Origin of the sequence: Methylobacterium aerolatum, from assembly GCF_022179085.1 — a bacterium.
GTDB classification, from domain to species: Bacteria; Pseudomonadota; Alphaproteobacteria; order Rhizobiales; family Beijerinckiaceae; genus Methylobacterium; species Methylobacterium aerolatum.
This window is the reverse complement of record NZ_BPQE01000028.1, coordinates 1-21,447: the sequence shown is the minus strand read 5'-3', so window position 1 is coordinate 21,447 and position 21,447 is coordinate 1. Positions and strand designations below refer to the sequence as shown.

25 protein-coding genes and 1 tRNA gene are annotated in these 21,447 nt (G+C 62.1%); 9 read left to right on the top strand and 17 right to left on the bottom strand.

Annotation, left to right across the window (positions count from 1 at the left end; all coding sequences use genetic code 11):
* Nucleotides 1–165 precede the first annotated feature (165 nt).
* Together ubiE and leuB are read right to left on the bottom strand one after the other, a co-directional pair.
* On the bottom strand, nucleotides 166–939 hold the full coding sequence (gene ubiE / locus MFF06_RS18535) for a bifunctional demethylmenaquinone methyltransferase/2-methoxy-6-polyprenyl-1,4-benzoquinol methylase UbiE (protein WP_238206689.1): 774 nt from the start codon (nucleotides 937–939) through the stop codon (nucleotides 166–168).
* Between the two features lie 111 nt (nucleotides 940–1,050).
* The gene (gene leuB, locus MFF06_RS18530) at nucleotides 1,051–2,160 is read right to left on the bottom strand and encodes a 3-isopropylmalate dehydrogenase (protein ID WP_238206687.1); all 1,110 of its coding nucleotides are present in this window, start codon (nucleotides 2,158–2,160) and stop codon (nucleotides 1,051–1,053) included.
* Between the two features lie 549 nt (nucleotides 2,161–2,709).
* Here leuB and MFF06_RS18525 point away from each other — a divergent pair.
* Entirely contained in the window at nucleotides 2,710–4,284 is a 1,575-nt protein-coding gene (locus tag MFF06_RS18525; protein WP_238206686.1) for a 2-isopropylmalate synthase, read from the top strand.
* A gap of 99 nt (nucleotides 4,285–4,383) precedes the next feature.
* A tRNA-Lys gene (locus MFF06_RS18520) sits at nucleotides 4,384–4,459 on the top strand.
* A gap of 55 nt (nucleotides 4,460–4,514) precedes the next feature.
* Here MFF06_RS18520 and MFF06_RS18515 read toward each other — a convergent pair.
* From MFF06_RS18515 to MFF06_RS18505, 3 genes are all read right to left on the bottom strand, one after another.
* Complete coding sequence (locus MFF06_RS18515) at nucleotides 4,515–5,723, bottom strand: site-specific integrase (RefSeq protein ID WP_238206685.1); 1,209 nt, start codon at nucleotides 5,721–5,723, stop codon at nucleotides 4,515–4,517.
* Nucleotides 5,724–5,982: 259 nt separating this feature from the next.
* Entirely contained in the window at nucleotides 5,983–6,504 is a 522-nt protein-coding gene (locus tag MFF06_RS18510; RefSeq protein ID WP_238206684.1) for a hypothetical protein, read from the bottom strand.
* Between the two features lie 721 nt (nucleotides 6,505–7,225).
* Nucleotides 7,226–7,426, bottom strand: a complete 201-nt coding sequence (locus tag MFF06_RS18505; protein ID WP_238206683.1) for a hypothetical protein — start codon at nucleotides 7,424–7,426, stop codon at nucleotides 7,226–7,228.
* 86 nt (nucleotides 7,427–7,512) lie between these two features.
* Here MFF06_RS18505 and MFF06_RS18500 point away from each other — a divergent pair, with 86 nt between their 5' ends.
* The gene (locus MFF06_RS18500; protein ID WP_238206682.1) at nucleotides 7,513–7,893 is read left to right on the top strand and encodes a VOC family protein; all 381 of its coding nucleotides are present in this window, start codon (nucleotides 7,513–7,515) and stop codon (nucleotides 7,891–7,893) included.
* 14 nt (nucleotides 7,894–7,907) lie between these two features.
* On the opposite strand, the gene MFF06_RS18495 is transcribed toward MFF06_RS18500, so the two are convergent.
* From MFF06_RS18495 to MFF06_RS18485, 3 genes are read right to left on the bottom strand one after another with little or no spacing between them, the layout of a single operon-like run.
* Nucleotides 7,908–8,282, bottom strand: coding sequence for a hypothetical protein (locus MFF06_RS18495; RefSeq protein ID WP_238206681.1), 375 nt, complete (start codon nucleotides 8,280–8,282; stop codon nucleotides 7,908–7,910).
* Nucleotides 8,276–8,626, bottom strand: coding sequence for a hypothetical protein (locus MFF06_RS18490; RefSeq protein WP_238206680.1), 351 nt, complete (start codon nucleotides 8,624–8,626; stop codon nucleotides 8,276–8,278). The genes MFF06_RS18495 and MFF06_RS18490 overlap by 7 nt, the downstream gene beginning before the upstream one ends.
* Nucleotides 8,623–9,009, bottom strand: a complete 387-nt coding sequence (locus MFF06_RS18485; protein WP_238206679.1) for a hypothetical protein — start codon at nucleotides 9,007–9,009, stop codon at nucleotides 8,623–8,625. The genes MFF06_RS18490 and MFF06_RS18485 overlap by 4 nt, the downstream gene beginning before the upstream one ends.
* A 708-nt stretch (nucleotides 9,010–9,717) precedes the next feature.
* Between MFF06_RS18485 and MFF06_RS18480 the strand changes: the two genes are divergently transcribed.
* The 5 genes from MFF06_RS18480 (at nucleotide 9,718) to MFF06_RS18460 (ending at nucleotide 13,571) form a co-directional block, all read left to right on the top strand.
* A complete protein-coding gene (locus MFF06_RS18480) occupies nucleotides 9,718–10,191 on the top strand; it encodes a hypothetical protein (protein WP_238206678.1) in 474 nt (157 codons plus the stop codon).
* A complete protein-coding gene (locus MFF06_RS22835) occupies nucleotides 10,188–10,742 on the top strand; it encodes a YARHG domain-containing protein (RefSeq protein ID WP_370876577.1) in 555 nt (184 codons plus the stop codon). The genes MFF06_RS18480 and MFF06_RS22835 overlap by 4 nt, the downstream gene beginning before the upstream one ends.
* Nucleotides 10,743–10,829: 87 nt before the next feature.
* A complete protein-coding gene (locus MFF06_RS18470; protein ID WP_238206677.1) occupies nucleotides 10,830–11,225 on the top strand; it encodes a hypothetical protein in 396 nt (131 codons plus the stop codon).
* Nucleotides 11,226–11,457: 232 nt separating this feature from the next.
* Nucleotides 11,458–12,165, top strand: a complete 708-nt coding sequence (locus MFF06_RS18465) for a hypothetical protein (RefSeq protein ID WP_238206676.1) — start codon at nucleotides 11,458–11,460, stop codon at nucleotides 12,163–12,165.
* 764 nt (nucleotides 12,166–12,929) lie between these two features.
* Nucleotides 12,930–13,571, top strand: a complete 642-nt coding sequence (locus MFF06_RS18460; RefSeq protein WP_238206675.1) for a hypothetical protein — start codon at nucleotides 12,930–12,932, stop codon at nucleotides 13,569–13,571.
* A gap of 242 nt (nucleotides 13,572–13,813) precedes the next feature.
* Here MFF06_RS18460 and MFF06_RS18455 read toward each other — a convergent pair whose 3' ends face one another.
* Genes MFF06_RS18455 through MFF06_RS18445 form a run of 4 tightly spaced genes read right to left on the bottom strand, consistent with a single transcriptional unit; the run spans nucleotide 13,814 to nucleotide 17,690 of the window.
* A complete protein-coding gene (locus MFF06_RS18455; RefSeq protein WP_238206674.1) occupies nucleotides 13,814–14,860 on the bottom strand; it encodes a hypothetical protein in 1,047 nt (348 codons plus the stop codon).
* 58 nt (nucleotides 14,861–14,918) lie between these two features.
* Nucleotides 14,919–17,006: a phage tail tip lysozyme gene (locus tag MFF06_RS18450; protein WP_238206673.1), complete on the bottom strand. Its 2,088-nt coding sequence runs from the start codon at nucleotides 17,004–17,006 to the stop codon at nucleotides 14,919–14,921.
* Entirely contained in the window at nucleotides 16,999–17,127 is a 129-nt protein-coding gene (locus MFF06_RS22725) for a hypothetical protein (protein WP_283207292.1), read from the bottom strand. The genes MFF06_RS18450 and MFF06_RS22725 overlap by 8 nt, the downstream gene beginning before the upstream one ends.
* Nucleotides 17,124–17,690 carry a hypothetical protein gene (locus MFF06_RS18445; RefSeq protein ID WP_238206672.1) on the bottom strand — a complete coding sequence of 189 codons (567 nt, stop codon included), beginning with the start codon at nucleotides 17,688–17,690 and terminating at the stop codon, nucleotides 17,124–17,126. Before MFF06_RS18445 ends, MFF06_RS22725 begins: the two co-directional genes overlap by 4 nt.
* 231 nt (nucleotides 17,691–17,921) lie before the next feature.
* Here MFF06_RS18445 and MFF06_RS18440 point away from each other — a divergent pair, with 231 nt between their 5' ends.
* Nucleotides 17,922–18,164 (top strand): DUF6522 family protein, encoded by a 243-nt coding sequence (locus MFF06_RS18440; protein ID WP_238206671.1) that lies wholly within the window; start codon nucleotides 17,922–17,924, stop codon nucleotides 18,162–18,164.
* 10 nt (nucleotides 18,165–18,174) lie between these two features.
* Here the strand turns inward: MFF06_RS18440 and MFF06_RS18435 are convergent, their stop codons facing one another.
* From MFF06_RS18435 to MFF06_RS18420, 5 genes are all read right to left on the bottom strand, one after another.
* Nucleotides 18,175–18,375, bottom strand: a complete 201-nt coding sequence (locus MFF06_RS18435; RefSeq protein WP_238206670.1) for a hypothetical protein — start codon at nucleotides 18,373–18,375, stop codon at nucleotides 18,175–18,177.
* A gap of 221 nt (nucleotides 18,376–18,596) precedes the next feature.
* The gene (locus tag MFF06_RS18430; RefSeq protein ID WP_238206669.1) at nucleotides 18,597–18,866 is read right to left on the bottom strand and encodes a hypothetical protein; all 270 of its coding nucleotides are present in this window, start codon (nucleotides 18,864–18,866) and stop codon (nucleotides 18,597–18,599) included.
* Entirely contained in the window at nucleotides 18,853–19,527 is a 675-nt protein-coding gene (locus MFF06_RS18425; RefSeq protein WP_238206668.1) for a hypothetical protein, read from the bottom strand. The genes MFF06_RS18430 and MFF06_RS18425 overlap by 14 nt, the downstream gene beginning before the upstream one ends.
* 331 nt (nucleotides 19,528–19,858) lie before the next feature.
* Nucleotides 19,859–20,182, bottom strand: a complete 324-nt coding sequence (locus tag MFF06_RS22830) for a helix-turn-helix domain-containing protein (RefSeq protein WP_370876588.1) — start codon at nucleotides 20,180–20,182, stop codon at nucleotides 19,859–19,861.
* A 28-nt stretch (nucleotides 20,183–20,210) separates the two neighbouring features.
* On the bottom strand, nucleotides 20,211–21,447 hold a 1,237-nt coding region (locus MFF06_RS18420; RefSeq protein WP_238206667.1), incomplete at its 5' end, for an AAA family ATPase.

Genomic DNA, 21,447 nt, shown 5'->3' with positions numbered 1-21,447 from the left:
CGACGCCCAAGGCCGTCCCCGTGAGCGAAGCCGAGCGATCCAGGGCCGCCGGCCTCTTCCGGGCGAAGGGCGTCCCCGGATTGCTTGGCTGCACTCGCAATGACGGAGACAGGGTGGCGTTCCGTCCAGCCCCGGGGACCGACGGCATCCGCATCGCGCGACCGCTCACGACACCTTCCACCCGGAATGGATCGCCACGATGCCCCCCGAGAGCGGGCGCTCGGTGACGTGGCGGAAGCCGGCCCGCTCGATCATCCCGGCGAAGGCGCCCCGCGTCGGGAACTTGCGGATCGATTCCACGAGGTAGCGGTACGAGTCGGCATCCCCCGCCACCCGCTCGCCGATGCGGGGGATGACGTGGAAGGAATACGCCTCGTAAATCTTGTCGAGCAGCGGCACGTCCACCGCCGAGAATTCCAGGCAGAGGAAGCGCCCGCCGGGCTTCAGCACGCGCTTGGCTTCCGCCAGCGCCACCTCGATGCGCGGCACGTTCCGGATGCCGAAGGCGATGGTGTAGGCGTCGAAGCTCGCATCCGGCAGGGGCAGGGTCTCGGCATTGCCGGTGACGAAGGCGATGCGCTCGCCGTAGCGCCCGGCGGCGCGCTCCGCGCCGACGCGGAGCATCGACTCGTTGATGTCGAGCACGGTGACCTGCGTCGCAGGCCCGCCGGCCTCCAGCACCCGGAAGGCGACGTCGCCCGTGCCGCCGGCCACGTCGAGATGGGCGAAGGGCCGCCCCTTCGGCGGGCGCAGCATGGCGATGAGCTGCGCTTTCCACGCTCGGTGGAGGCCACCAGACATCAGGTCGTTCATCAGGTCGTAGCGGCGCGCCACGGAATGGAACACGCCGTCGACGCGTCCCTGCTTCTCGTTGAGGGCCACCGTCTCGAAGCCGAAATCCGCGGTCTCGCGCTTCGTGCCCTCATCCGCCACCGTCATACCCCGCTTGCTCGTCACACCCGGACCGGTGCCGGCCCCGGGGGCGTCATACCCGGAGTCCGGCCGAGCCGCCATGCGTCGCAGGGTGCGGCGGCGCCGACGGGACGCGGATCAGCCGACCCGCGCCTTGAGCGCCTGCGCGATCACCTCCGCCATGGCCTTGGTGCCGATGGGGGTCGTGCCCTCGGTGGCGATGTCGGCGGTGCGGGCGCCGCCGGCCAGCGCGTCGGTGATCGCTCCGTCGAGGGCGTCGGCGGCCTCGCCCAGGCCGAAGGAGTAGCGCAGGCACATGGCGAGCGAGCCGATCATGGCGATGGGGTTCGCCTTGTCCTGGCCGGCGATATCGGGCGCGGAGCCGTGGACGGGCTCGTAGAGCGCCCGGCGCAGGCCCTTGTCGTCCACAGCCCCCAGCGACGCCGAGGGCAGCATCCCGAGGGAGCCGGTGAGCATCGCCGCGATGTCGGAGAGGACGTCGCCGAACAGGTTGTCCATCACCAGCACGTCGAACTGCTTCGGGCGCCGCACGAGCTGCATGGCGCAGTTGTCGGCCAGCACGTGCTCCAGTTCGAGATGGGCGTAGTGCTCCGCGTGGACGCGGGTGACGACCTCCTTCCACAGGACGCCGGTCTTCATCACGTTGTGCTTCTCGGCCGAGGCCACGCGGCCGGAGCGCTTGGCGGCGAGATCGAAGGCGACGTGGGTGATCCGCTCGATCTCGGCCGAGGTGTACACCTGCGTGTCCACGGCCCGCTTGCCGCCGTCCGGCAGCGACGTGATCTCCTTCGGCTCGCCGAAATAGACGCCGCCGGTCAACTCGCGCACGATCATGATGTCGAGGCCCTCGACGAGGTCGCGCTTAAGGGCCGAGGCCTCGGCGAGCGCCGGGTAGCAGATCGCGGGCCGGAGGTTGGCGAACAGGTCGAGGTCCTTGCGCAGGCGCAGGAGACCGGCCTCGGGGCGGTTCTCGTAAGGCACGCCGGCCCATTTCGGGCCGCCGACGGCGCCGAGCAGGATCGCGTCCGCGTCCTTCGCCCGCTGGAGCGTCGCATCTGCCAGGGGCACGCCGTGCGCGTCGAGGGCGCTGCCGCCGACGAGGTCGGTCTCGGTCTCGAAGGAGGCGAGGCCGGTCTCCTTCAAGGCGCCGAGGACGGTTTTCAGGCCCTCCGCCACCTCCGGGCCGATGCCGTCGCCGGGGAGGAGCAGGAGCTTGTAGCTGGCCATGAGGAGTCTCGCGCGAATTCGATTGGGGCGTCCGGGACCGCCGGTCGCTGCATCCCCCTCCGTCCTCGCGAGCGAAGCGAAGCGACCCAGGGGGCGGGACGCCTCGCTTCGCTCGCGAGGACGGCAGGGCCAGCCTGTCCCGAGCGGGAACGATCTCGCGCGCTTTAGTGCGGTCTCCGCCGCAGGGAAAGCGCTTCGGAGACGATCGGCCGGACTTCCCCTTGAGTTTCACGGGCGCCGGATGTACCTCTTCGCGCCTGACGCGCGGCGGCTCCGGCCAAGCCTGCGCGAGCCTTTGGGAGAGACGAGCCTTGGCCCATGCCGGCTCAGCGTTCGGGATCGCGGATGCCGCTGCTGCGGCCACGCGGTCGCGCGCGCTCCCGGCCCGGCTCCTTCTCGACCTTCTGCTTACCCGCCCCTGAGGGCCGTCCGGGCATGCGCCTGGGCCCTTAGGGGAGTTTTTCGCGAGTGACCGCCCCTTCGAGGGCATTTCCCGCCTCCGGCCACCAGCCCGGGCGGAGCGCGACAGGGTTTCAGGAAGGCGATACCATGAGCACCACGGCAAACATCTCCCCCACCGGCACCCGCGAGCGCGTGCTGATCTTCGACACCACCCTGCGCGACGGCGAGCAGTGCCCCGGCGCGACCATGACCTTCGACGAGAAGCTGGCGGTGGCCGAACTCCTCGACACGATGGGTGTCGATATCATCGAGGCCGGCTTTCCCATCGCCTCCAACGGCGATTTCGAGGCCGTGTCCGAGATCGCCCGGCGGACCAAGCGGGCGACCATCGCCGGGCTGGCCCGCGCCATCCCCGCCGACATTGCCCGGGCGGGCGAGGCGGTGCGCCACGCCAAGCGCGGGCGGATCCACACCTTCGTCTCCACCTCGCCGATCCACCTCGCGCACCAGATGCGCAAGAGCCAGGACGAAGTGCTGGAGATCATCCTGAAGACCGTGGCCCAGGCCCGCGACCTCGTGGAGGACGTGGAGTGGTCGGCCATGGACGCGACGCGCACGCCGATCGATTACCTGTGCCGCACCGTCGAGGCGGCGATCAAGGCGGGCGCCACCACCATCAACCTGCCCGACACGGTGGGCTACGCCACGCCCGCCGAGTACAGGGAGATGTTCCGCGCCGTGCGCGAGCGCGTGCCGAACGCCGACAAGGCGATCTTCTCGGTCCACTGCCACAACGACCTCGGCCTCGCCATCGCCAACTCGCTGGCGGGCATCGAGGGCGGCGCGCGGCAGGTGGAATGCACCGTCAACGGCATCGGCGAGCGGGCGGGCAACGCGGCGCTCGAAGAGATCGTGATGGCGATCCGCACCCGCGCCGACGTGATGCCCTACGAAACCGGCATCGAATCGCAGATGCTCACCCGCGCCTCCAAGCTCGTGAGCCACGCCACCAACTTTCCCGTGCAGTTCAACAAGGCCATCGTCGGCCGCAACGCCTTCGCCCACGAGAGCGGCATCCACCAGGACGGGATGCTGAAGAATGCGGAGACCTACGAGATCATGACCCCGGCCTCGGTCGGCCTGACCAAGACCTCCCTTGTCATGGGCAAGCATTCCGGCCGTGCGGCCTTTCGCTCCAAGCTGGAGGATCTCGGCCTGCACCTGTCCGACAACCAGTTCCAGGACGCCTTCGAGCGGTTCAAGGCGCTGGCCGACCGCAAGAAGCACGTTTACGACGAGGACATCGAGGCCCTGGTGGACGAGAACCTCGCCACCGCCCAGGACCGCATCCGGCTGGTCTCCCTCTCCGTTATCGCCGGCACGCGCGGCCCGCAGCGGGCGACCCTGCGCATCCAAGACGAAGCGGGTTCGCGGATCGAGGAGGCCGACGGCAACGGGCCGGTGGACGCCGTGTTCAACGCGATCCGCGCCCTGGTGCCCCACGAGGCGCAGCTCGACCTCTACGATGTCCACGCCGTCACGGGTGGCACCGACGCACAGGCGGAGGTGACCGTCCGCCTGCGCGACGGCGACCGCAGCATCACCGCCCGCGGCGCCGACCCGGACACGCTGGTCGCCTCGGCGAAGGCCTATCTCTCGGCGCTGAACAAGCTCTCGGCCCAGGCGGTCCGCCTGCACGCGCAGCACGCCGCGGCGGAATAAGGGAAAAAAGCACCGCCGGGGGTGGACAGCCCCCGGCAGCGTTGGTACTAGGCCCCCCGTCGGCGGTTGGTGGCCGACAAAACGGTCGCTGAAGCGATCGGGCGCATAGCTCAGTTGGTAGAGCAGCTGACTCTTAATCAGCGGGTCCTAGGTTCGAACCCTAGTGCGCCCACCAATAAATCAAAGACTTAGCCGGTAGTTCTGAAGCCGTTTCGACACGGCGTCATCGGCTATTTCGACAAACCTTCCTTCTTCGTTCTCGCATCCAGTCGTTTCCGCCCTCCCGCTTGCCGTTGCCTCGGTGTCGCCTGGGCGTACCGAAGGAGGGCTGCGGTAGTGAGATGACCGCTCAGAGCGCGGAGCTGAGCGTCTGTCAGTCCAGCCTCTGCACCCTCGACGTTGCCGCCGTGGCGCAGACCCATGAACTTGACCTCGGGATCGATGCCGGCCGCTGAGCGGATCTCGGCAACGCGATGTCGAAAATAGCGAAACTGCCAAGGCAGATGCACCTTGCGCAGACGGTCCGGCTGATCACGGATCACAATCAGCGTACCGCGCCGAGGTGCGGCATCCAGCCGATCCATGATCTGCGGCCAAAGCGCCGTGCCGTCGGTGTCGAAAAGAGGCACCTCGACCAACTCGTCGGTCTTATGGTGGAACACGCGCACAATGTGAGGCGCATCGGCGGGGCGGTAATGCCCCCAACTGAGTCGGGACAGGATGTCCTCCTGCCGCTGCAACCAGAAGAACGCGATCATCGCCGCAGTACCGATGGACGGCTCGCCGGCTGCGTCGGCGGCGGCCACGAAGCGCACCACCTCGTCATGCGTCACGGGGCGAGTAGCCTTTGCCTTGTAGGACAGGCCCATCTTGGCAAACGGATTATCGAGCGGCACGATTTCCGGCTTGTCGCGGCGTGCCACGTTCCACGCCCGCTTCGCGATGCTCATAGCTAGGATGGCCGTGCGAACGCGCTCGGTACCATCCGCCTTGAGCTTCAACTTGGCGTAAAGCCGATCCGCAGCGCCGGGGGTGATGCTGCCGATAGCCAGCGTCCCGAAGCACCGACCGTCTTTCAGCTTGAAGCTAGAAACCAAGTGAAGCGATGCGTCGTAGCTCCGACGGGTCTGCGGCGGCTTGCCGGTGTATTTCGGAGAAGACTTGTAGAGCGTAACGAGCCAATCGAAGGTGCCGACGCGGACGCGATTTGCCTCAACGGGTAGAGCGCTTTCCAGACGCCAAGCGTCGAATTGCGGATTGAGAACGTCGTCGCAGCGAGCCTTGGCCGTCCCATAATCTTGACCCAGCGCTTCCGAGCGCAGGTTGCAACCACGCTTAGCGGCCCAGGTAGGTGGAACCCAATAGTAAGCGGTCAGCCCGGACGCGAGCCGCCGCGTGACCATCAGCTTGGGCCAACCCTGCGGCTTGCGGCGCGGCATCAGATTAGATCCTCCACGCTCTCAGCGAGGGGGAGGGGGCTAATCGCAAGGCCATGCCGGCGAGCGATGTCCTGCTCCAACCGCCCGCGATGCCACTTGGGCAGGCAGCCAGCGGCGACGCGGGGAGGCGAGTAGATGCCGCGCTCGACCTTGCGCCGGAACGCCTCGACGCTCGGCTCATCGCAGAACGCAGCGGCTGTCTCCGCTCGCATCTCCAGCGGCCAAGATCCGAGAGGATAGGCGATAGGGCGCGGCATGGTCAGGCCACGCTCCCTTCAAAATAGGAGAGCACCTGCGAAGTGATCTCTTCAATATTAATTATCGTGGCGATGCCGCTGGACTCAGCCATGGCTTCCATGAGGGAGGCATCTGGCCGAAGACGGCGGAACAAGATTTCCTGCGCCGGCAGATCCTTGCCGTCAATCAACTCTTCCCTGCCGTCCGCGTGCTTCACTTGAACGCGCCCAGTGTAGGGTTTGGGATTGCGGATGACGACAACGAACCGTGCCCACGCCACGCCTTGTAAGCGCGCGGCAAAATCGGCGAACAACTGAGTGTTGGCGAGCCAGACGGCGTGATTGGCAAGGATACCTTGCTCGGTCATTAGGACCACGGCCCGCACTAGGCAGATGTCGAGCAGGGAGAAGCGCTTCCACCCAGACTTGCCGGCAGTCTCCGGGAACAGACCGTTTCGGTTGCGCCACGTGCGGAACGTGTCGGCAGTGCAGCCGGCGATCTCAGTCAGCGTCGAGGTGGTGAAGGTCTTTTCGAGTGGGTCCATGGGCGCCAAACCGGACGTGTTGAACTGTTTGTAGCATACTTTCGGACCATTTCAACCCGTCCGTTTCACAGCGTACCGAATGCGCCAGCGGCGTTGGTGAAGCTCGGCTGGTCCTGGCGTGGGTGTTCTCGCTTGGAACACCCAAGACCGCGCCAGCAGCTTGGTCATGCAAAAGGGTGGGGGATTTCCCCACCCATCCGGTTCCCCCAAAAGTGTCCACTTAGTGGACACATCTGGCTCAACTCTCTGACGCTGCTTGTTTTTCGGCTTCCCCCGAATAAGTCGGCCTGCAACTGTTCGGGGCATTTCGTGAAGGGTGCCCAGATTGGGCACCCCTAAGTTGCGCTTAGCTTTCGCCAAGCTGGCGAAACCTTCGATGCAGTCGCAGAGTTTGCGTTTGCATCGCAGTCCTCAGCCGTCCCGCCAACTTGGCGACACGGACCAGGATGGAGTGGCGAGGTCTGCCACTCCACGAATGTCGCCAACTTGGCGACTCACGTGAGCGCAAACTTTGCGCCGACGTTGCCGAAAATTTTTTGCCACCGTGCTCTTCGCCAGCTTGGCAAACACCCCGGATACGCAAGCGCAAACTTTGCGCCCGCGTTCACCGACTGAGTGGCCAAGTCGGCCGTTGCATCTCAGAGGCCCGGCCGGGCTCGGGACAGGTTCTTTCTCAGATTGAGAAAGATCCTCAGGCCGCGCTGGCGGCCGGGCCGGGGTATTAGCTGCGGATCAGCGGCAGCTTCGGCATCGCCGGCACGCCGCTCTCCGTCACCACCGCCGGCATCATCCCACTGGCGATCAAGGCCCGCTCGCCCCGCAGCGCGTAGTAGGTGGCCCTGCGGAAGTCGGCCGTGGCGCGACGGACCCGACGCAGGTTCCACCACGCGGCGAGGGAGATGAATGGAGCGATCAGATGCATGGGATCACTCCTCCGTGCTCGCTCCCGAGGTTGATACAGCGTTGTCCACGGCTAGCTGAGGCATTCCCAACAGGAGGAGATTGCCCGTGTTCAGCCACATGATGGTCGGCACCAACGACATGGCCCGGTCGAAGGTCTTCTATGACGCCCTGTTCGCCGCGATGGGCGGCAAGGCGGGCAAGGAGGACGCGGCGGGGCGGCTCGTTTACCTGCACCGTGGAGCGATGTTCCTCGTCACCAAGCCGATTGACGGTCAGCCCGCGAACCCAGGGAATGGGTGGACCCTCGGCTTCAACGTGGAGGCGCCGGAGGAAGCCGACGCTTGGCATAAGGCTGGAGTGGCGAACGGCGGTACTGCCATTGAGGACCCGCCGGGCGAGCGCAACGGCGCTGCCGGTCGTCTGTACCTCGCCTACTTGCGCGATCCCGACGGCAACAAGCTCTGCGCTCTGCATAAGCTCGGCTAACGGTAGGGGGAGGGCTATGCGCATAGCGTGCCCTCCTCAGCCATCTCGCAGTACCGGACGACGAGACCGACGCGGTGCGCGTTTGCCCCCTCGATGATCGCGTGGCGAACCATGGCGACCGTCATGACTGGATCGCCCTTGCAGGCGACCGAGAAGACGGCCTGCATCAGCTTCTCAGCCTCCTCCGCACGAGCTTGCGCCTTTTCGGCTTCGGCCCTGATGCTGGCGAGGCAGCGGCGAAGGCGGGCGATCTCTATGTCTGGACGGGCCGCCGCCCGCCGAACTTTTGAGATCCGGGAGACGGACTTGCCGTTCTGCGTGGCGAGGGTCGGGCGCCTGGTAGTGCCTCCCTCCATTTGCAGCCGACGGCGCTGCACGGCGTCTACCATATCCCCCTCCCTTCCCATTCGCAGCCGACGGCGCTCAGGACGAGGGCCGCACGGGTCGAGGGCAGGCGGTGGGGGTCACGCCAATGGCCAGGGCCATCAAAGTGATAGGTATGAGCGCCTGTGTTCGTCGGGCGGAAGTTTTCGCGGGTATCATCTCCGGGGCACTGCTCAAGGCAGAGCATCCGCCGTTCCATGAACAGCCACTCGTCGTAGGCCATCAGCAAGCCGGTCGTGACGGGCTGCGCGACGGCAGACGGAGCGCCGATCAGTGAGATGCCACCGCCAATGAGCGGCAGGGTGGTAAGGCCGCGTAGGAAGCCGCGACGGGATGCGGGGTCGTTCACGCGCCCCTCCCAAAGCTACCGGCTTGGAAGGCGCCACCGCCCATGAAGACGGGCTGCGCCGCGTGCTCATCATCGAACTGCGCGTCGTGCGGTTCGTCCTGCACGTCGCCGCCGTGCTCGTTCTCGTCTTCGAGTTCGTCATCGAACTCAAAGTCGGTGTCGCCGTCCAGCGCGTCGAGAAGGGCAATGTACGCTTCGATACGATTGGCCAATTCGAGCCGGATTTCGCGCAGATCGGCGGGCAAATCCGCGAATTTTGCGGGTTTGGAGGGCTCTGCGCCCCGCATCGCGCGGATGGCCTGCGTGACCGGTCCAATCTGTGGTGAAGGCGAGCGCGGGCGTTCACCGCCGCGAATGGGCGGTGTAAGGTGGTGGATAGCCATGACTGTGATGCCCTTCCAGTTCGTGGTCAGGCCCGGCGTGAAGGTACGAACTTCCCGTCGGGCCGCTGTTGTGATAACACGGTTTCTATGGCCGCGCAAGAAACCGTGCTAACAAAGAAACGACGGGGGCCTCAGCCCACCGGCAAGGGTACGCTTATCGGCGTGCGGTTGCTGCCGCTTCTGCTAGAGCCGCTTGACGCTTGGATCGAGGCTCAGCCCCATCCGAAGCCTTCGCGTCCAGAAGCCATTCGCCGCCTTGTAGAGGACGCGCTTAAGGCAAAGCGGTCGTGAAGAGCAATATCTAAGCGATCGCTACACAAGCGTTCATCCAATAATGACTAGCACGAGTACCAAGTCTAGCGAACAGAGGCACTGGTTCTACGATAGCTGGGTGCTGGTAAGCGCATTTTGCTTAATTTCATTTATGATCATCTGCTGGCAAGTGAACCGCTTCGAGGGCTTCCAATCGATCTTCACTTGCGAGTCCGATGGAGAGATCGACCAGACGCTACTGTCATCCGGGATGGAAGCATGCATGGGCAAGGCGCATACGCCGGAAGACCAAGCAGGCTGCATCAGGACCGTTTACATCTTGGCTTGTATGAAGGAACAGTGGCGATAGGCTGGCGGCTACAAGGGTCGCTTTAGTGATAGCGTAGACGCCAAGAGGCTTCTTACCGAGCATTGGATGGCGAAAGGCTATCTCAAATGAAGATGCTGCCAATCGGCCTTTTTTCCATGGTTGTAGCTGTCACCAGTCCGGCCCTCGCTTCAGGCAAGATATTCTACGGCTCGCGGATCGGTATGACAGTCACCGTCGTATCTATGAGCGGTCTTGATACGTCTCAGGCCACTATCAAAACTAAACATACACGCGAGGACGCTATAGGGTTTTGTCGCGATTACGTAGGAAAAGTGACACCTGATTGCATTCGCGAGGAATTAGCCGTCCGCCTGAACGACGAGATCTTCGCCAATTGCCCAAGAGGGGAATTTGTCGATTTCCGCGGCAATCGCTATCGCTTCCTTGGCGAGTCTACGGACAAGGACAGCATGGCGAAATATGTGCTGAAAAGTCTGCCGTCCGGCGAAATTGCGGATGGTTCATCAGCGTCTGGCTATCCTACCAATATCCAGATCTTCAAGGCTCTTTGTCCGAGCCGGGCCCCGCTAGAGGAGTGAGAGGCGTGCGTAAGTTTGCCGTCAGTCTCGTAGGCGCTGCACTTCTCTCAGCCTTCGGGTCTGCCTCGTGCGTGCTGGCACAGGTCCAACAGGAGCGGTTCAGCTACCCGGTCGGCCTGGACCCCTCTGGTGACAACTTCCTTGCACTGCGGAGCCTTCCCAGCGGAAGCGAGGGTGTGCGGATTGCGCGGCTCGGACCCGAAACACTTTTCACCGAGATCGGCCGTCGCGGGGGATGGGTGAATATACAGCTGCCGTCCGGCCAGACAGGATGGGTCAGCGCGCGATACGTCGGTTGTTGCCGGACAGCCGGGGCATCCGACACTTCAGTTCCGGCGGTGACGAGGTCGTCCTGCGACGATCTTTGGTATGAGCGGAATGCAATCTTCAAGGCCGCCGGTTACTGCTTCCGCTCGCCGCGCGGCATCCAGGCTTTCGGGAACGCAGGTTGCCAGTATGACGATGAGGCGGACGTTCCTCTTTCGACGCGGCAGCGGACGCAAGTTGAGGATCTACGCGCGGCCGAGCGGCGCCTCGGCTGCCGGTACTGACGTGGCCTTGTGTCAGCCCAACCTTCGCGCTGCCTTGGCGATCTCGGCAATAAGTCTCGCCATTTCAGTGCGCAGATATACGGGCACATGGGTCGGCACCACGGCACGTTGAATGCGCAGGCGAAATACCACTGCACCTTGGCAGCCGGCTTCGCGGAAGTGTGCGATAATCTGCCCATGACAAACGTTATACGCCCAAATTTTGGCCGTCCCGCAGACGCACCACCTGACACCATTGCGGAGTTCAGCCCGCTTCAGGTTTACGGAACGGCCGTCGGGCACTTCGTTGCGTTGATCCGGGCCGAGAGCGGCGATGAGGGCCTAACCCTTCAGATCATAGTCGGCCAAGAAGGCGGCGAAGGCGCCGAGTCCGTTGCAATCTTCCCAGATAATGCCGAGGGCGAGGCGGATGCAGAGGCAACTGCATTCTCCATCCTTCGTTCGCTGGAGATTGTGAAAGAAGCGATGGTGGGAGTTGGGTGATCGGCAAGCGTTAGGCAACCCAAAGCCAGTTTAGCGCTCTCATCGCAAATCCATGCGTCATCTTCATTGAGGAAAATGGCGAGGGGCCGGGGGTGCGCCTGAGGAAGGCAGCAGGCGCAAGCTGTTGCCGGCTATCAGAAACTCAAAGGCGAAGTCTTGTTTAAAATCAAACATTATGCTTTATAACAAATTTGTTGTTCATGAGCGCGGCACTAGCTGTATTGAGATCTGAATGATTTTCGAGAATTTTCTTTTTGCAATCATATCTGCCATTGTCTTGTCGCTTGTAGGCTATGTCCACAAATTCGATGAAAAGACATGGGCGATTATACTTATTGCAACACGATTTATTGGTTTGGGTGCCGTCGTTCTTTTTATCTTTAATATTGAGAAATCTTCTCTTCAAGATCGCGCAGACAAGTCTCTCGTTGCTTACAAAGCGGAACTTGCAAAGCAACTTATAGCAGTTGAAAGCCTTAAAACTGCGAATTGTGAAAAGGTGAATTATAAAAGACAGAAAGACAAGAAATGCGATGATTTCATCAATATTAGCAATTATATACGAAGATGGCAGGTATTTGGTTTTAACGATACCGTGGGGTATATGAGGAATAATACAGAAACATATTGGCTGTTGAAATATTATCAATCGGACATAGGCAGGAAATTATCAGAAAATCATTATCGCATTGGAAATCTATTAGGCTATCAAGCGGATCTACTGAAGTCAGACGATAATATAGAAGCCATTTCTGCTTCTTTTGCATATTCACTATCTGATTATTGGGGCATCATACTGAGCTTAATTATATCTTGCCAGATCGTCGCAGACGTCTTCAAACTTTATCTATCTGATAGGAAGATTAAAGAGAACAAGAAGAGAGAGCGGCGAGAAATCTTAGCTGAATGCAGGTGGAGATCAGAAATGTATAAGAGATAGCTCAATTATTTTAGAATTTTCGGAATTCAAAATATTTGTATTATCCCTTTCACCAAGCGTGTCGCTAGAGTGAAAAAGTACACCCATAGAAGCAGCAATGGTTGACTGTGTTCTTGCAGAAGTGGCGTACCCGTGCATCGGAGGCGAAGGTCCGGGCTATAAAGTCAACGCTCCAAGAGTCATTCTCATTGAATACAACGGCGGTGGACGGCTAACGAGATACTTACGAGTCCTACGTAGGTACGATGCCTACACTCGGCCTCAAGCTACCGCTCCGCATCTGCCTGCTTGAGAGTCAGTGTGCGTTGAGGACGCCGCCGGCCGACGCGCCGGCTACGTCTACTGGTCCAATGACGCCCAGCGCCGGACCAGCACCGGCCGTTTCACCTAGGCCGAGGCAATCAAGCAGGTTCGAGAGATCGCGCGGGCTTTAGCTGATCCTATTGATACTTATGACGCATCCAATCCGCGGCAAATATGAATAGCGATTGGAGGCAAGATGAAGAACGCGCTTTGAAATTAGGCGACATCGCACTAATCCTTGTGTCATGTCAGCCTTCCGTCGAACACCCTCATTTAAGTATCCTCCTGTCGGCATCTGCATATATTGCGGCTGCGCCGATGGCCCTTTGACAGATGAACATCCAATCCCGCTTTCTCTAGGCGGCCACTTGGTTTTACCAAAGTCAAGTTGCAGAAATTGCGCAAATAAAACACTTTATTTCGAAGGAGTGACTGCCAGGACGACATTCGGAAAATTGAGAATGCGATACAATTTTCCAACGCGGCGGCGGAAAGCCCGCCCTGCCGAATTAGAAATTGGTGTAATCAATCGGGATGGCACTCCAAAGCGAAGAATGGTTCCAGCAACAGACTACCCTGCTGTGGTTTTCCTACCGCATTTCGGTCGTGCCGGTTTCTTTGTTGGCAATAATCCTAATATTGACACGCTATATTGGAAAGGAAAGGCGCATCCAACTGTCAATGTTGATGAGCACATGGCACTCTATGGTTTCGATGGTGTCTACGAAGCCAAATTCATGCCCCACGAACTCGGGCAAACTATCATAAAAATATGTTATGCCTATGCCATAGCAGAGCTTGGTATTGATAGCTTCGAGCCGGTTTGTCTGCCTCAAATACTTGGCAAAGATAATAATATATCATACATATTTGGGCAGAAGGGTGAAACTCAGCCGGAGGCCGGGGACACAATTATTTGGAAGATTACGCTGGCCTATATAGTAAGTCGAAGTATGCCGCCAGTCTTGACAGCACAGTGTGTTTTTCTCGAAAAAATGGGCATGCCGATCTATGAGGTGGTATTAGGTTTCATTCGCAACTTTGATCAATTCGCGGTTATGAAAGACAAAATAAGCAACTACAGCCTCGTAAATCAGTTTTAGTGATGGGTCGACATCGTCATAAGACTCCTGATCGGTTGGATCAAAAGCTTCAAACGCTTCGTACAGATTTCTCGCGAGCTGATGTCGAATATTCTCATCCTGATCGATTTTGCGCATCGTCAATGTATCGATATTCATTTTGAAATCTCCCAAGAGATAAACAATATAGTGCTGAACAATGATATATCAGCAAGAAAAGACTGGCAAAGGCGTGCTGTTTTTAAATTCCTGCACAAGCAACTTCACGTCGCCGCCTCCGGCACCGCAGGCGTAGCCCCGGCACGATACCAGCCATCATCAACGTTCGCGTCGGGCCTGCGAACCGCGAAGGCGTTACGGTTCACGCACTCGATTTGCGTCGTCGTCCCGCCTTCCGAACTTTGCGAGTAGATGACGCCCCAGAGCTTTAGCTCCATCTGCCCGCTCTCCGTCGGGAAGAGCATCGGGCTTTTGATCGTCACGTTGTCCCTGAGCGACCATAGTTTGCCGGTGCCGGGCTTGTGCCAGCCCTGGTAGGTGAGGTTCACCCGTAGGCGCGATGCCTCGATGGCCTGCGCCTCCATGTTGGTGCGAGCGACCGCGCCCTCCTGATCGAGCGGCATCTCCGCGAGCACCTTGCGCTTGATGTTCGGCATCCCGGCCGAGAGGTCCGACGTCGCCTGGATCTCGGAAGCCTTCCGCCCGAACAGGCTGTCCGAGCCCGGCTGCTGCGAATTCGCGATAATCTGCGAGACTGCTGGCGCCTGGATCGTGCACTCGGCCGAGAGGATGTTCTTACCCTCAACGAAGGTCGCCGAGTCGCCGCCGCTCTTCCGGTTGGCAACGAGCGTCCCGTCGGCATCCGCATCGAGCCAGAGCCCGCGCTGGTTGCACAGCCGGGCGATCATCGCGAAGGGGCTCTCGCCGTAGCGGACCATTACGTTCGGAAACGGCACGCGAGCGCTGTCCGGCGCGTCCTCCATACGGAACCTGAGGCCGTGAGGCTTCAGAACGGAGTTAGCGATGGCTTCCAGCGTGTAGCCCCGGTACTGGCCCGTGCCGCTATCGACGGAGCCCTCGGTGGCGAGTCCGGCTTTCGAGTAGCCTTGCACCACGACGGCGTGTCGGTTGGCGTCGAAGGCCACCTGCCGCGTGACGACGTAGCCCTCTTGGATGACCACCTCGCCAGCCAAGGCGATATCGACTCGCATGTTCGGGGCAAGGCGCTCAAAGAGGTTCTTGCTCGGCTCGGCGCAGATCAGGCGGAAATTCCGTTGCCACGTCGCGTCGAAGGACTGCGCGACCGTCACGCTGAGCCAGTCGCGGAAGACACCGCCTTCGGTGCGGACCTCGCAGATGAGAGCGGGATCAGACATTCTCACCTCGCAGTTCGAACTGGCGCTGCTTGCTGATCGTCGTGCTGCTGAACAGGTCGTCCATCGACGCGCGGGGCCGCATCCCGGCAGGAGCATTTTCGAATTGAATGTGAAGCGTGCCCTTAGAGTGGGAGCGGCCTCCGTTTGACATGTCGTAGAAGCGACGGAGCAGTAAATCACCTGGCCGCTCACCTGCTACCGTCTCCCCGACTACCTGTCCCGGCACAGTCGGGTCGCTTGCCATGGAACGAGGCTTCAGAGCGCGCGGGGCGCCGTTCGGGAAGAAGCCGTTCTCGTCGGCTGCCGCGGCAGGTCTGGCGGGCGCGACGGATGGGCCGACGCGATAGGCATGAGCGACAGCCCCTGTCCGATAATTGGTGACGGCGGGCGCTTCGAAGTTCCTGGTGATCGTCACCGTGTCGGCGTTGAGATCACCCGATCCCTGGCCCATGAGGATGCGGCGCGTTCTCCCATAGCTCGGATCGCTCATCGCCTCATGGGTCATGTACCGCATCTGCCCTTCGGCAGAGTTCGGTTCATAGCCATTCGCCTTCAGCCACCGCAGCATTTCCGAACGGCGTTTTTTACCCCGGCCATTCGGATCACGGGCACCGTAGATGCCGTACCCCGTACCGCCGTCGTGAACAGCGTTCGGGTTGAGGCCCGACTCCATCTGAGCTTGCCCGACCATATGCGCTGCGGCCTGCCGCAACTGATCCTCCGGGACGCCTTCGGTTCGAAGCTGATCCATCGCGTACCGCATCATGTCGCCGGTACGCGCGGCGAGAGGCCCGCCGAAGCCGTTGCTGCGGCCCGAGCGGAGGGGCGCTGGAATGCTTTCCCCACCACCCGCACCGGGGGCTCCTTGCCCCATGCCGGGCACGCCGCCGCCGGCACGCGGGTTGAGAGGCGGCCCTAGATCGCCGAAGCCACCGAACCCGCCTCCACCCATGCCGGGAACACCCATGCCGGGCATACCGCCGCCTCCGAACGAAGCGTTGTAGATCCGAGGGCCGCCGCCCCCAACGCCACCGCCGCCATAGCTCATCGGAATTGCGGATACGCCGCTCGGGCCAGCGGCGTCCTTGGACCGGCGGATCGCATCCGTGAGGGTGCGGATCTCCTTTTCCAGCGACTTCAATTGGTCGGCGTTCTTGACCGGGTCGGCCTTGAGGTCGTCGCGCTGCTTCGTCGCCGCCGCCAGTCGCCCCGCGAGGTCGGCGTCCATCGCTTCCGCGTTGCCCCGGATACCGTTCCGGTCGCCGCTCTCCACGATGGTGTTGAGCCCTTTGAGCAGCGGGCCGAGCGTGTTGAGCTTCAGCCGCTCGGCCGCGTTGCCCATGCGGCTCATGTTCTTTTCGAACTCGGTCGCCGCCTTCTCCGTCTCCTTGCTCATGGAGCCGATGGAGGATTGGATCTCCTTCATCATCTCCTGATATTTGCCCGTGACCTGACCGGCGACGGCGCCGATCTGATCCGTGCCGAACAGCATCTCGGCCACCTTCCGGCGGCGGACCGGATCGCCGATGTTGCTCAGCGACTCCATTGCCGCGTCCAAGGCGGCCTTCATGTTCGGGGCGTTGACCAGCTTCTCGACCAACTCGCCGAGGTTCATCGCCTGCAAGCCAGAGTACGCCTCGCCGTAGCGCTTGCGCAGCTGGCTCATCTCATCGGAGAAGCGCTTCACGCCTCCCTGCATCGTATCGGCCGAAGCGCCGAACCGCTCGCCCAGCGCGTTGAAGGCGCGCAGTTCGTTGACGGCAAGGCCGGTTTCTTTCGACAGGATCGTGAGTTGCTGCGTGCCGCTGGAGAAGCTGCGGAGCGCCGTGGCGATGCCACCCAGCCCTAGCCCGGCACCAAGGCCGACGACGCCGAGGGATTGAAGGGGAGACAGCATCCCCTGCAAGGCTGTCGTCGCTTTTCCGAGCGTGCCATGGAAGCCCTCGAAATCCTTCGCGAGATCCTTCCCGGTTTGGGTGCCGGTCGAAGCGGTACGGCGCAGAGCCGTGTTGAGCTTGTCCAGCGGCCCCGTGAACTGATCGGTTACCTCTGCAACAAGGCGCAGGCGTTCATCAGCCATCGGTAGTCACCTTCTGCCACTGCGTGCCGTTCCAGCGGAGCCGGATACCGAACAGGGTTCGGATCTCACCGATGCGCGGCGGGTCTGTCGGGATGGGCGGGGAGGTCGGCTGATCGGTCATGCTGACGCTTCGATCTGGGCGAGGCGCCGCTCGCAGGCATCCTCATCGAAGACGCCACCGCACCGCTGTGCGAGAGCAGTCCAGTCCGGTGCGGGGAAGTCTTTGGTGCTGCACAGTTCGCCGACGGTGAAGCCTTTGGCGAAGCCTTCGAACCCATGCTCTGCGAGAGCATCAGACGCAGCACCGTCCAGGGCGCTCGCAATCATCACGCTAAGGACGTAGGCGACCTCCAACGAGGCGCCGGTCGTGATCGCGCTTTGCGCCACGATGGCTTCGGCTTTGCCGATAATGCTTCGAGCGATCTCAACTTCCGGCTCATACGCGCCGAGCGGCGGGGGCGAGCGCAGGAGGCGAGGCCGATCCGGTGCGAGCTGGCGGGCACGAACGACGCCCTTGTCTTGGACCGTCTGGCTCGCCTGAGTCCGGTTGATCCAGTTAAGAGCCTGCTCGCGGTTCAGTTTGCCGTCGGAACGTACTGGCATACCCGCTTTTACGTATTGACTGACGCGGGCCTTAGAAATCTTTAATTCGGCGGCAAGTGCAGCCTTGGTAGTGATGGCCATGAGTCCACCTGCGATTGTGAAGGTTAAGTGGTTTTGAGGGGCTGCACCTAGACAGGTGTCGGGCTCAGGCGGACCCGCGTGGCCCTCCCGTCTGGACAGGACCCGCTCTAAACTTTCATGCCCATCTGCAAGTGGATCAGGCTCAGAGTTTGCCCTTCTGATCTTCCTGCGTACCGTGCTAGTGTCAGTCTCAGCCCCGCACGTACTGCCGAGCTGTAGGAGGGTATCTCCATGCGGCTCACGTTCGGACATTTGGGCGATTGGATCGTTGATCCTCGCGAGTTGGCAGCTCGGCTGGGCGTTAGCACGACAGAACTGAAGCGCTTGCAGCGTCGGGGCGAGGTGGATGCCCGCATCAAAGACGCTACTGAAGATGGCGACGGCCTGACCCGAGTGACGGTTCGCCTTCACAGCCAGAGTTGGCGCGGACTCTTCGACCGTCACGGTGAACTCGTGGGTGAAGAGCAGGCGTGACAGCATAGGGTTACCTCACCCCTGCCGACTGCCATGCGAGCCATCGAGCTTCAGCCTTCTCGGCGGTCTCGTGAAGCAGGTCAGGCCGGACGGGCGTGCACTCGATGTTACCGACGCCGTGAGCATCACCCGGATCGACGGGCGGGATCTCGATGACCGGCACGGCGGGCGTCACAGTCGCTTCGGTCGTGTCGGGCTTGGTGGTGGCCATCAGGCTCTCCGCATCCTCTGAGTCGGGACCGCAGCGGGGTCACCCTCCCGCCGCGATCCCGGATGATCCGCCGCTTTGGTCGGCGGGAGTGCGGTCGTGCCAACCTTGAACCCTCTCCCATGGCATGGAGGGCAGGCCGGCTTTCGCTGTCGGGCTGACCACATCGCCCTCAACCGCGCAGGAAAGGAGCCCAGGCCGACCTGGGGACCTGCGCAACTCCTTTAGGCGACGCGCTTCCAGCGGGAGCCGTCAGCCGCATACCGCTCGGCGCCGACCGTGAAGGACGAACCGGGAGAGGTGAGATCGCGCCGGGTCTGCTCGACGGCCGACCGGGTCTGAGGTGCGCTGCCGCCTTCAGCCTTGCGGTTCTCGGCCATCCAAGCTGCGATGCGCTCAGTCTGGTTGGGCTTACGCTCGGCGGTGATGGGCTCGGGCTTGCGAAGGGTGCGACGGGCCCAAGCGGCGCCGTCCTCAATCTCAGAGCGTGTCATTGACGATCCTCCCATGGAGCGGGACGACATCGCCCCAGATGTAGCCTGTGTCGGTGCCGAGGTTCGGCAGCTTCACGCGGCTGGCGATAGAGGTGTGAGGCTGGTCGGACCGGCCCTGCCAACTGCACCGAGGCTCGCCGGGCGGGACCGGATCGGCGCCGTCGGGCAGGGCGAGGTTGGCCGAAGCGATCAGGGCCGCGCCGTCGCGGATCTTTTCGAGCAGCGGCACGAGGCGCTGGGCTTCGGCGACGTACTGCTCAGAGAGCGCGCGAACCTCGGCGCTGGCCTTATGGGCCTTGCGGTGGAGATCCTTCCGACGCTTCTGCTCGGCCTCGTAGGCGGCGTGCGCTTCGGCTTCCGAGCGAACCGCAGCGGCGTGCTGTACCTCCAGCTGATCCAGTCGGATCTTCACGACTGCGATGCGATGATCCAGCGAGGCGACGTCGTCGGCGCTGCCCTTGAGCAGCGCGTCGGAACGGCTCGTCTCTAGAGCTTCGCGTTCGGCCTGGGCGGCGTCGCGCTCAGCGGCAATCTGTGCAGCGCTGCGCGGCGCGGGCGGCAGCGGGTAGAGCACGACAGTGCTAGGTTTGAAACCGACCACCGGAGCGAGAGCACGGTCTTCGCGGCTTTGGCGGACGTTGACGTTTGGAAGCGCGTTCATGTCGCTCTCCCTCACGCTGCGGGACGGAGGGCGACGGCGGGACCGACGGGACCGGGGCCGTCATCGTCCTTGATCGGCGGAAGCCTGATACCTTCGGCTACCAACTGAGCACGAACGGTTCGACGCACATACTCCGAGGTCGAAACGCGGTTCTGTCGAGCAGCCCGAACCACAGCATCGGAGAGCCCTCGCTCCGCACGGAAACGGAGGGCTTCAGGAAACGTCAGGGAGCGGCAGGAAGGCATATTGGGCACCCATCAGCTTGAGGCTTCATGATGCTGAAAGATGCCGTTTCCGCCGCCTCTGTTCTACGTCACGATTTCCGCAACGTTCAGATTGAAATTCTCTGCCAACGCTCTGCTAAATCCCGCAACCCTTCTGCCTCGAAGTACTGCATGACCTTTGGCGAGCGGCGATCACCGGAGAGATAAGCCTGGAGCGCCTGCTGGTCCCCGTTCAGGAATGCCGCAAGCGCCACTCGGCTAACAAGCCATGGGCCGCCAGCCACCCGGCGACCGAGATCGTGCTCAATGCACCACTGCCGCACCCGCCGTTCCGTTCGGCCAGCGACCGCAGCGGCTTGAGCCGTTGTCAGGCCCTCTCGCCTATCGAAAGGCTGAAGCACTCGAGGTCCCAGAGGGCCGAGCCGAGGCATGACCCTGCGGCTTGATGGGCAAAGCACCTCAGCCATTCGCGCCTCCGTCGGTCAGATAGATGAAGCGGGAAACACGGGTGCCGGCGTTGCTTCGTTCCTCGATCCGAACCAAGCCGCGCTCTTCAAGCGATGCGAGCACGAGCCCTCGAATTTCGGGAGTGCGAGTGTGGCGCGGTGCGTGCGAAGGGATCAGCTTTGCGTTGATCGGCCGCTCCGGCCGGGACTGAAGCCACTTGAGGAAATCCCTCGCCGGTTTTGAGACGGGATCCTCCGGCGCAGCGATCACATCGCTACCCCCGGTCACATCGATCACATGATCACAACCCGTCTGAGAAGCAGAGACCTCCGTTCCGCAAGCGGTATCCCGGCGTTCCTCTGACGGTGTGAGTTTGTGATTGGTGACGGGATCACGATCACAAACCGGTCGATCACTGACAGCCCCCGAGAGGCCATCGCCGCTCTTGGCCGGCCGGTAATCAGACAGCTTTGTGATCTTGTGATTGTTGTGATCGGGGGGTGGGTTGTGATCGGGGTGGCGGTATTGTCCGCGACCGACCTTCACCACCTCGCCCGCCTTGACCATCTTCACGAGAAGCTGACGGATGTTCTGGTTCGACATCCTCGTCTCGTCAGCGATCTCCCCCGGCGACATCGGCTCGGTTGCGTCTTCCAGAGCCGCGAGCACCGCGCCGCGCTCGTCCGTCCGGCGAACGTCGCTTGCCTCGCCCTGGACATGCCAACGGCACCCCGCCTTGTCGAAGACGACGGCGCTCTCGATCTCCTCAACGTCGCGGCCCCGCCCGTAGAGGGTAGCACCGTTGCCGTCCCGGTCGAGGATCAACGTGGTATCGGCGGCGCCGGACAGGCCGAGCGTCCCGGATACCTTTTCGAAGGGATCGCTCTCGGTGCCCGACTTGCGGGTGTGATGCACAATGCAAATGGCGACGCCATGTTCGCTTGCGAGCCCTTGCAGCCCTTTGATTGCTGCATAATCGGCTTCGTACAGGGACTCGCTAGAGCCCCGCACCGGCTTGAACATCGCCAGCACGTCCACAATGACCAAGCGCGGGTTGGCCTTCGCCAAAATCCATTCGCGGATCTTGTCGAGACCGCCCTCGTTGGCGCGGGGCCATTCTGTCGCGTACTCGAACGCTTCGGGCCACTCCGGGTTGAGCGGACCGAGCAACTTGTCGATACGGCGCTGAAGCCGGCGACGGTTGTCCTCAAGGGCGACGTGCTGTACCTCGCCCTTGAGGACAACCGTC

Coding starts and splice junctions, on each gene's coding strand:
- ubiE (WP_238206689.1), bottom strand. CDS start 939: ATGACGGTGGCGGATGAGGGCACGAAGCGCGAGACCGCGGATTTCGGC.
- leuB (WP_238206687.1), bottom strand. CDS start 2,160: ATGGCCAGCTACAAGCTCCTGCTCCTCCCCGGCGACGGCATCGGCCCG.
- MFF06_RS18525 (WP_238206686.1), top strand. CDS start 2,710: ATGAGCACCACGGCAAACATCTCCCCCACCGGCACCCGCGAGCGCGTG.
- MFF06_RS18515 (WP_238206685.1), bottom strand. CDS start 5,723: ATGCCGCGCCGCAAGCCGCAGGGTTGGCCCAAGCTGATGGTCACGCGG.
- MFF06_RS18510 (WP_238206684.1), bottom strand. CDS start 6,504: ATGGACCCACTCGAAAAGACCTTCACCACCTCGACGCTGACTGAGATC.
- MFF06_RS18505 (WP_238206683.1), bottom strand. CDS start 7,426: ATGCATCTGATCGCTCCATTCATCTCCCTCGCCGCGTGGTGGAACCTG.
- MFF06_RS18495 (WP_238206681.1), bottom strand. CDS start 8,282: ATGGTAGACGCCGTGCAGCGCCGTCGGCTGCAAATGGAGGGAGGCACT.
- MFF06_RS18485 (WP_238206679.1), bottom strand. CDS start 9,009: ATGGCTATCCACCACCTTACACCGCCCATTCGCGGCGGTGAACGCCCG.
- MFF06_RS18480 (WP_238206678.1), top strand. CDS start 9,718: ATGAAGATGCTGCCAATCGGCCTTTTTTCCATGGTTGTAGCTGTCACC.
- MFF06_RS18470 (WP_238206677.1), top strand. CDS start 10,830: ATGGGTCGGCACCACGGCACGTTGAATGCGCAGGCGAAATACCACTGC.
- MFF06_RS18465 (WP_238206676.1), top strand. CDS start 11,458: ATGATTTTCGAGAATTTTCTTTTTGCAATCATATCTGCCATTGTCTTG.
- MFF06_RS18460 (WP_238206675.1), top strand. CDS start 12,930: ATGCGATACAATTTTCCAACGCGGCGGCGGAAAGCCCGCCCTGCCGAA.
- MFF06_RS18450 (WP_238206673.1), bottom strand. CDS start 17,006: ATGGCTGATGAACGCCTGCGCCTTGTTGCAGAGGTAACCGATCAGTTC.
- MFF06_RS22725 (WP_283207292.1), bottom strand. CDS start 17,127: ATGACCGATCAGCCGACCTCCCCGCCCATCCCGACAGACCCGCCGCGC.
- MFF06_RS18445 (WP_238206672.1), bottom strand. CDS start 17,690: ATGGCCATCACTACCAAGGCTGCACTTGCCGCCGAATTAAAGATTTCT.
- MFF06_RS18440 (WP_238206671.1), top strand. CDS start 17,922: ATGCGGCTCACGTTCGGACATTTGGGCGATTGGATCGTTGATCCTCGC.
- MFF06_RS18435 (WP_238206670.1), bottom strand. CDS start 18,375: ATGGCCACCACCAAGCCCGACACGACCGAAGCGACTGTGACGCCCGCC.
- MFF06_RS18430 (WP_238206669.1), bottom strand. CDS start 18,866: ATGACACGCTCTGAGATTGAGGACGGCGCCGCTTGGGCCCGTCGCACC.
- MFF06_RS18425 (WP_238206668.1), bottom strand. CDS start 19,527: ATGAACGCGCTTCCAAACGTCAACGTCCGCCAAAGCCGCGAAGACCGT.
- MFF06_RS22830 (WP_370876588.1), bottom strand. CDS start 20,182: ATGCCTCGGCTCGGCCCTCTGGGACCTCGAGTGCTTCAGCCTTTCGAT.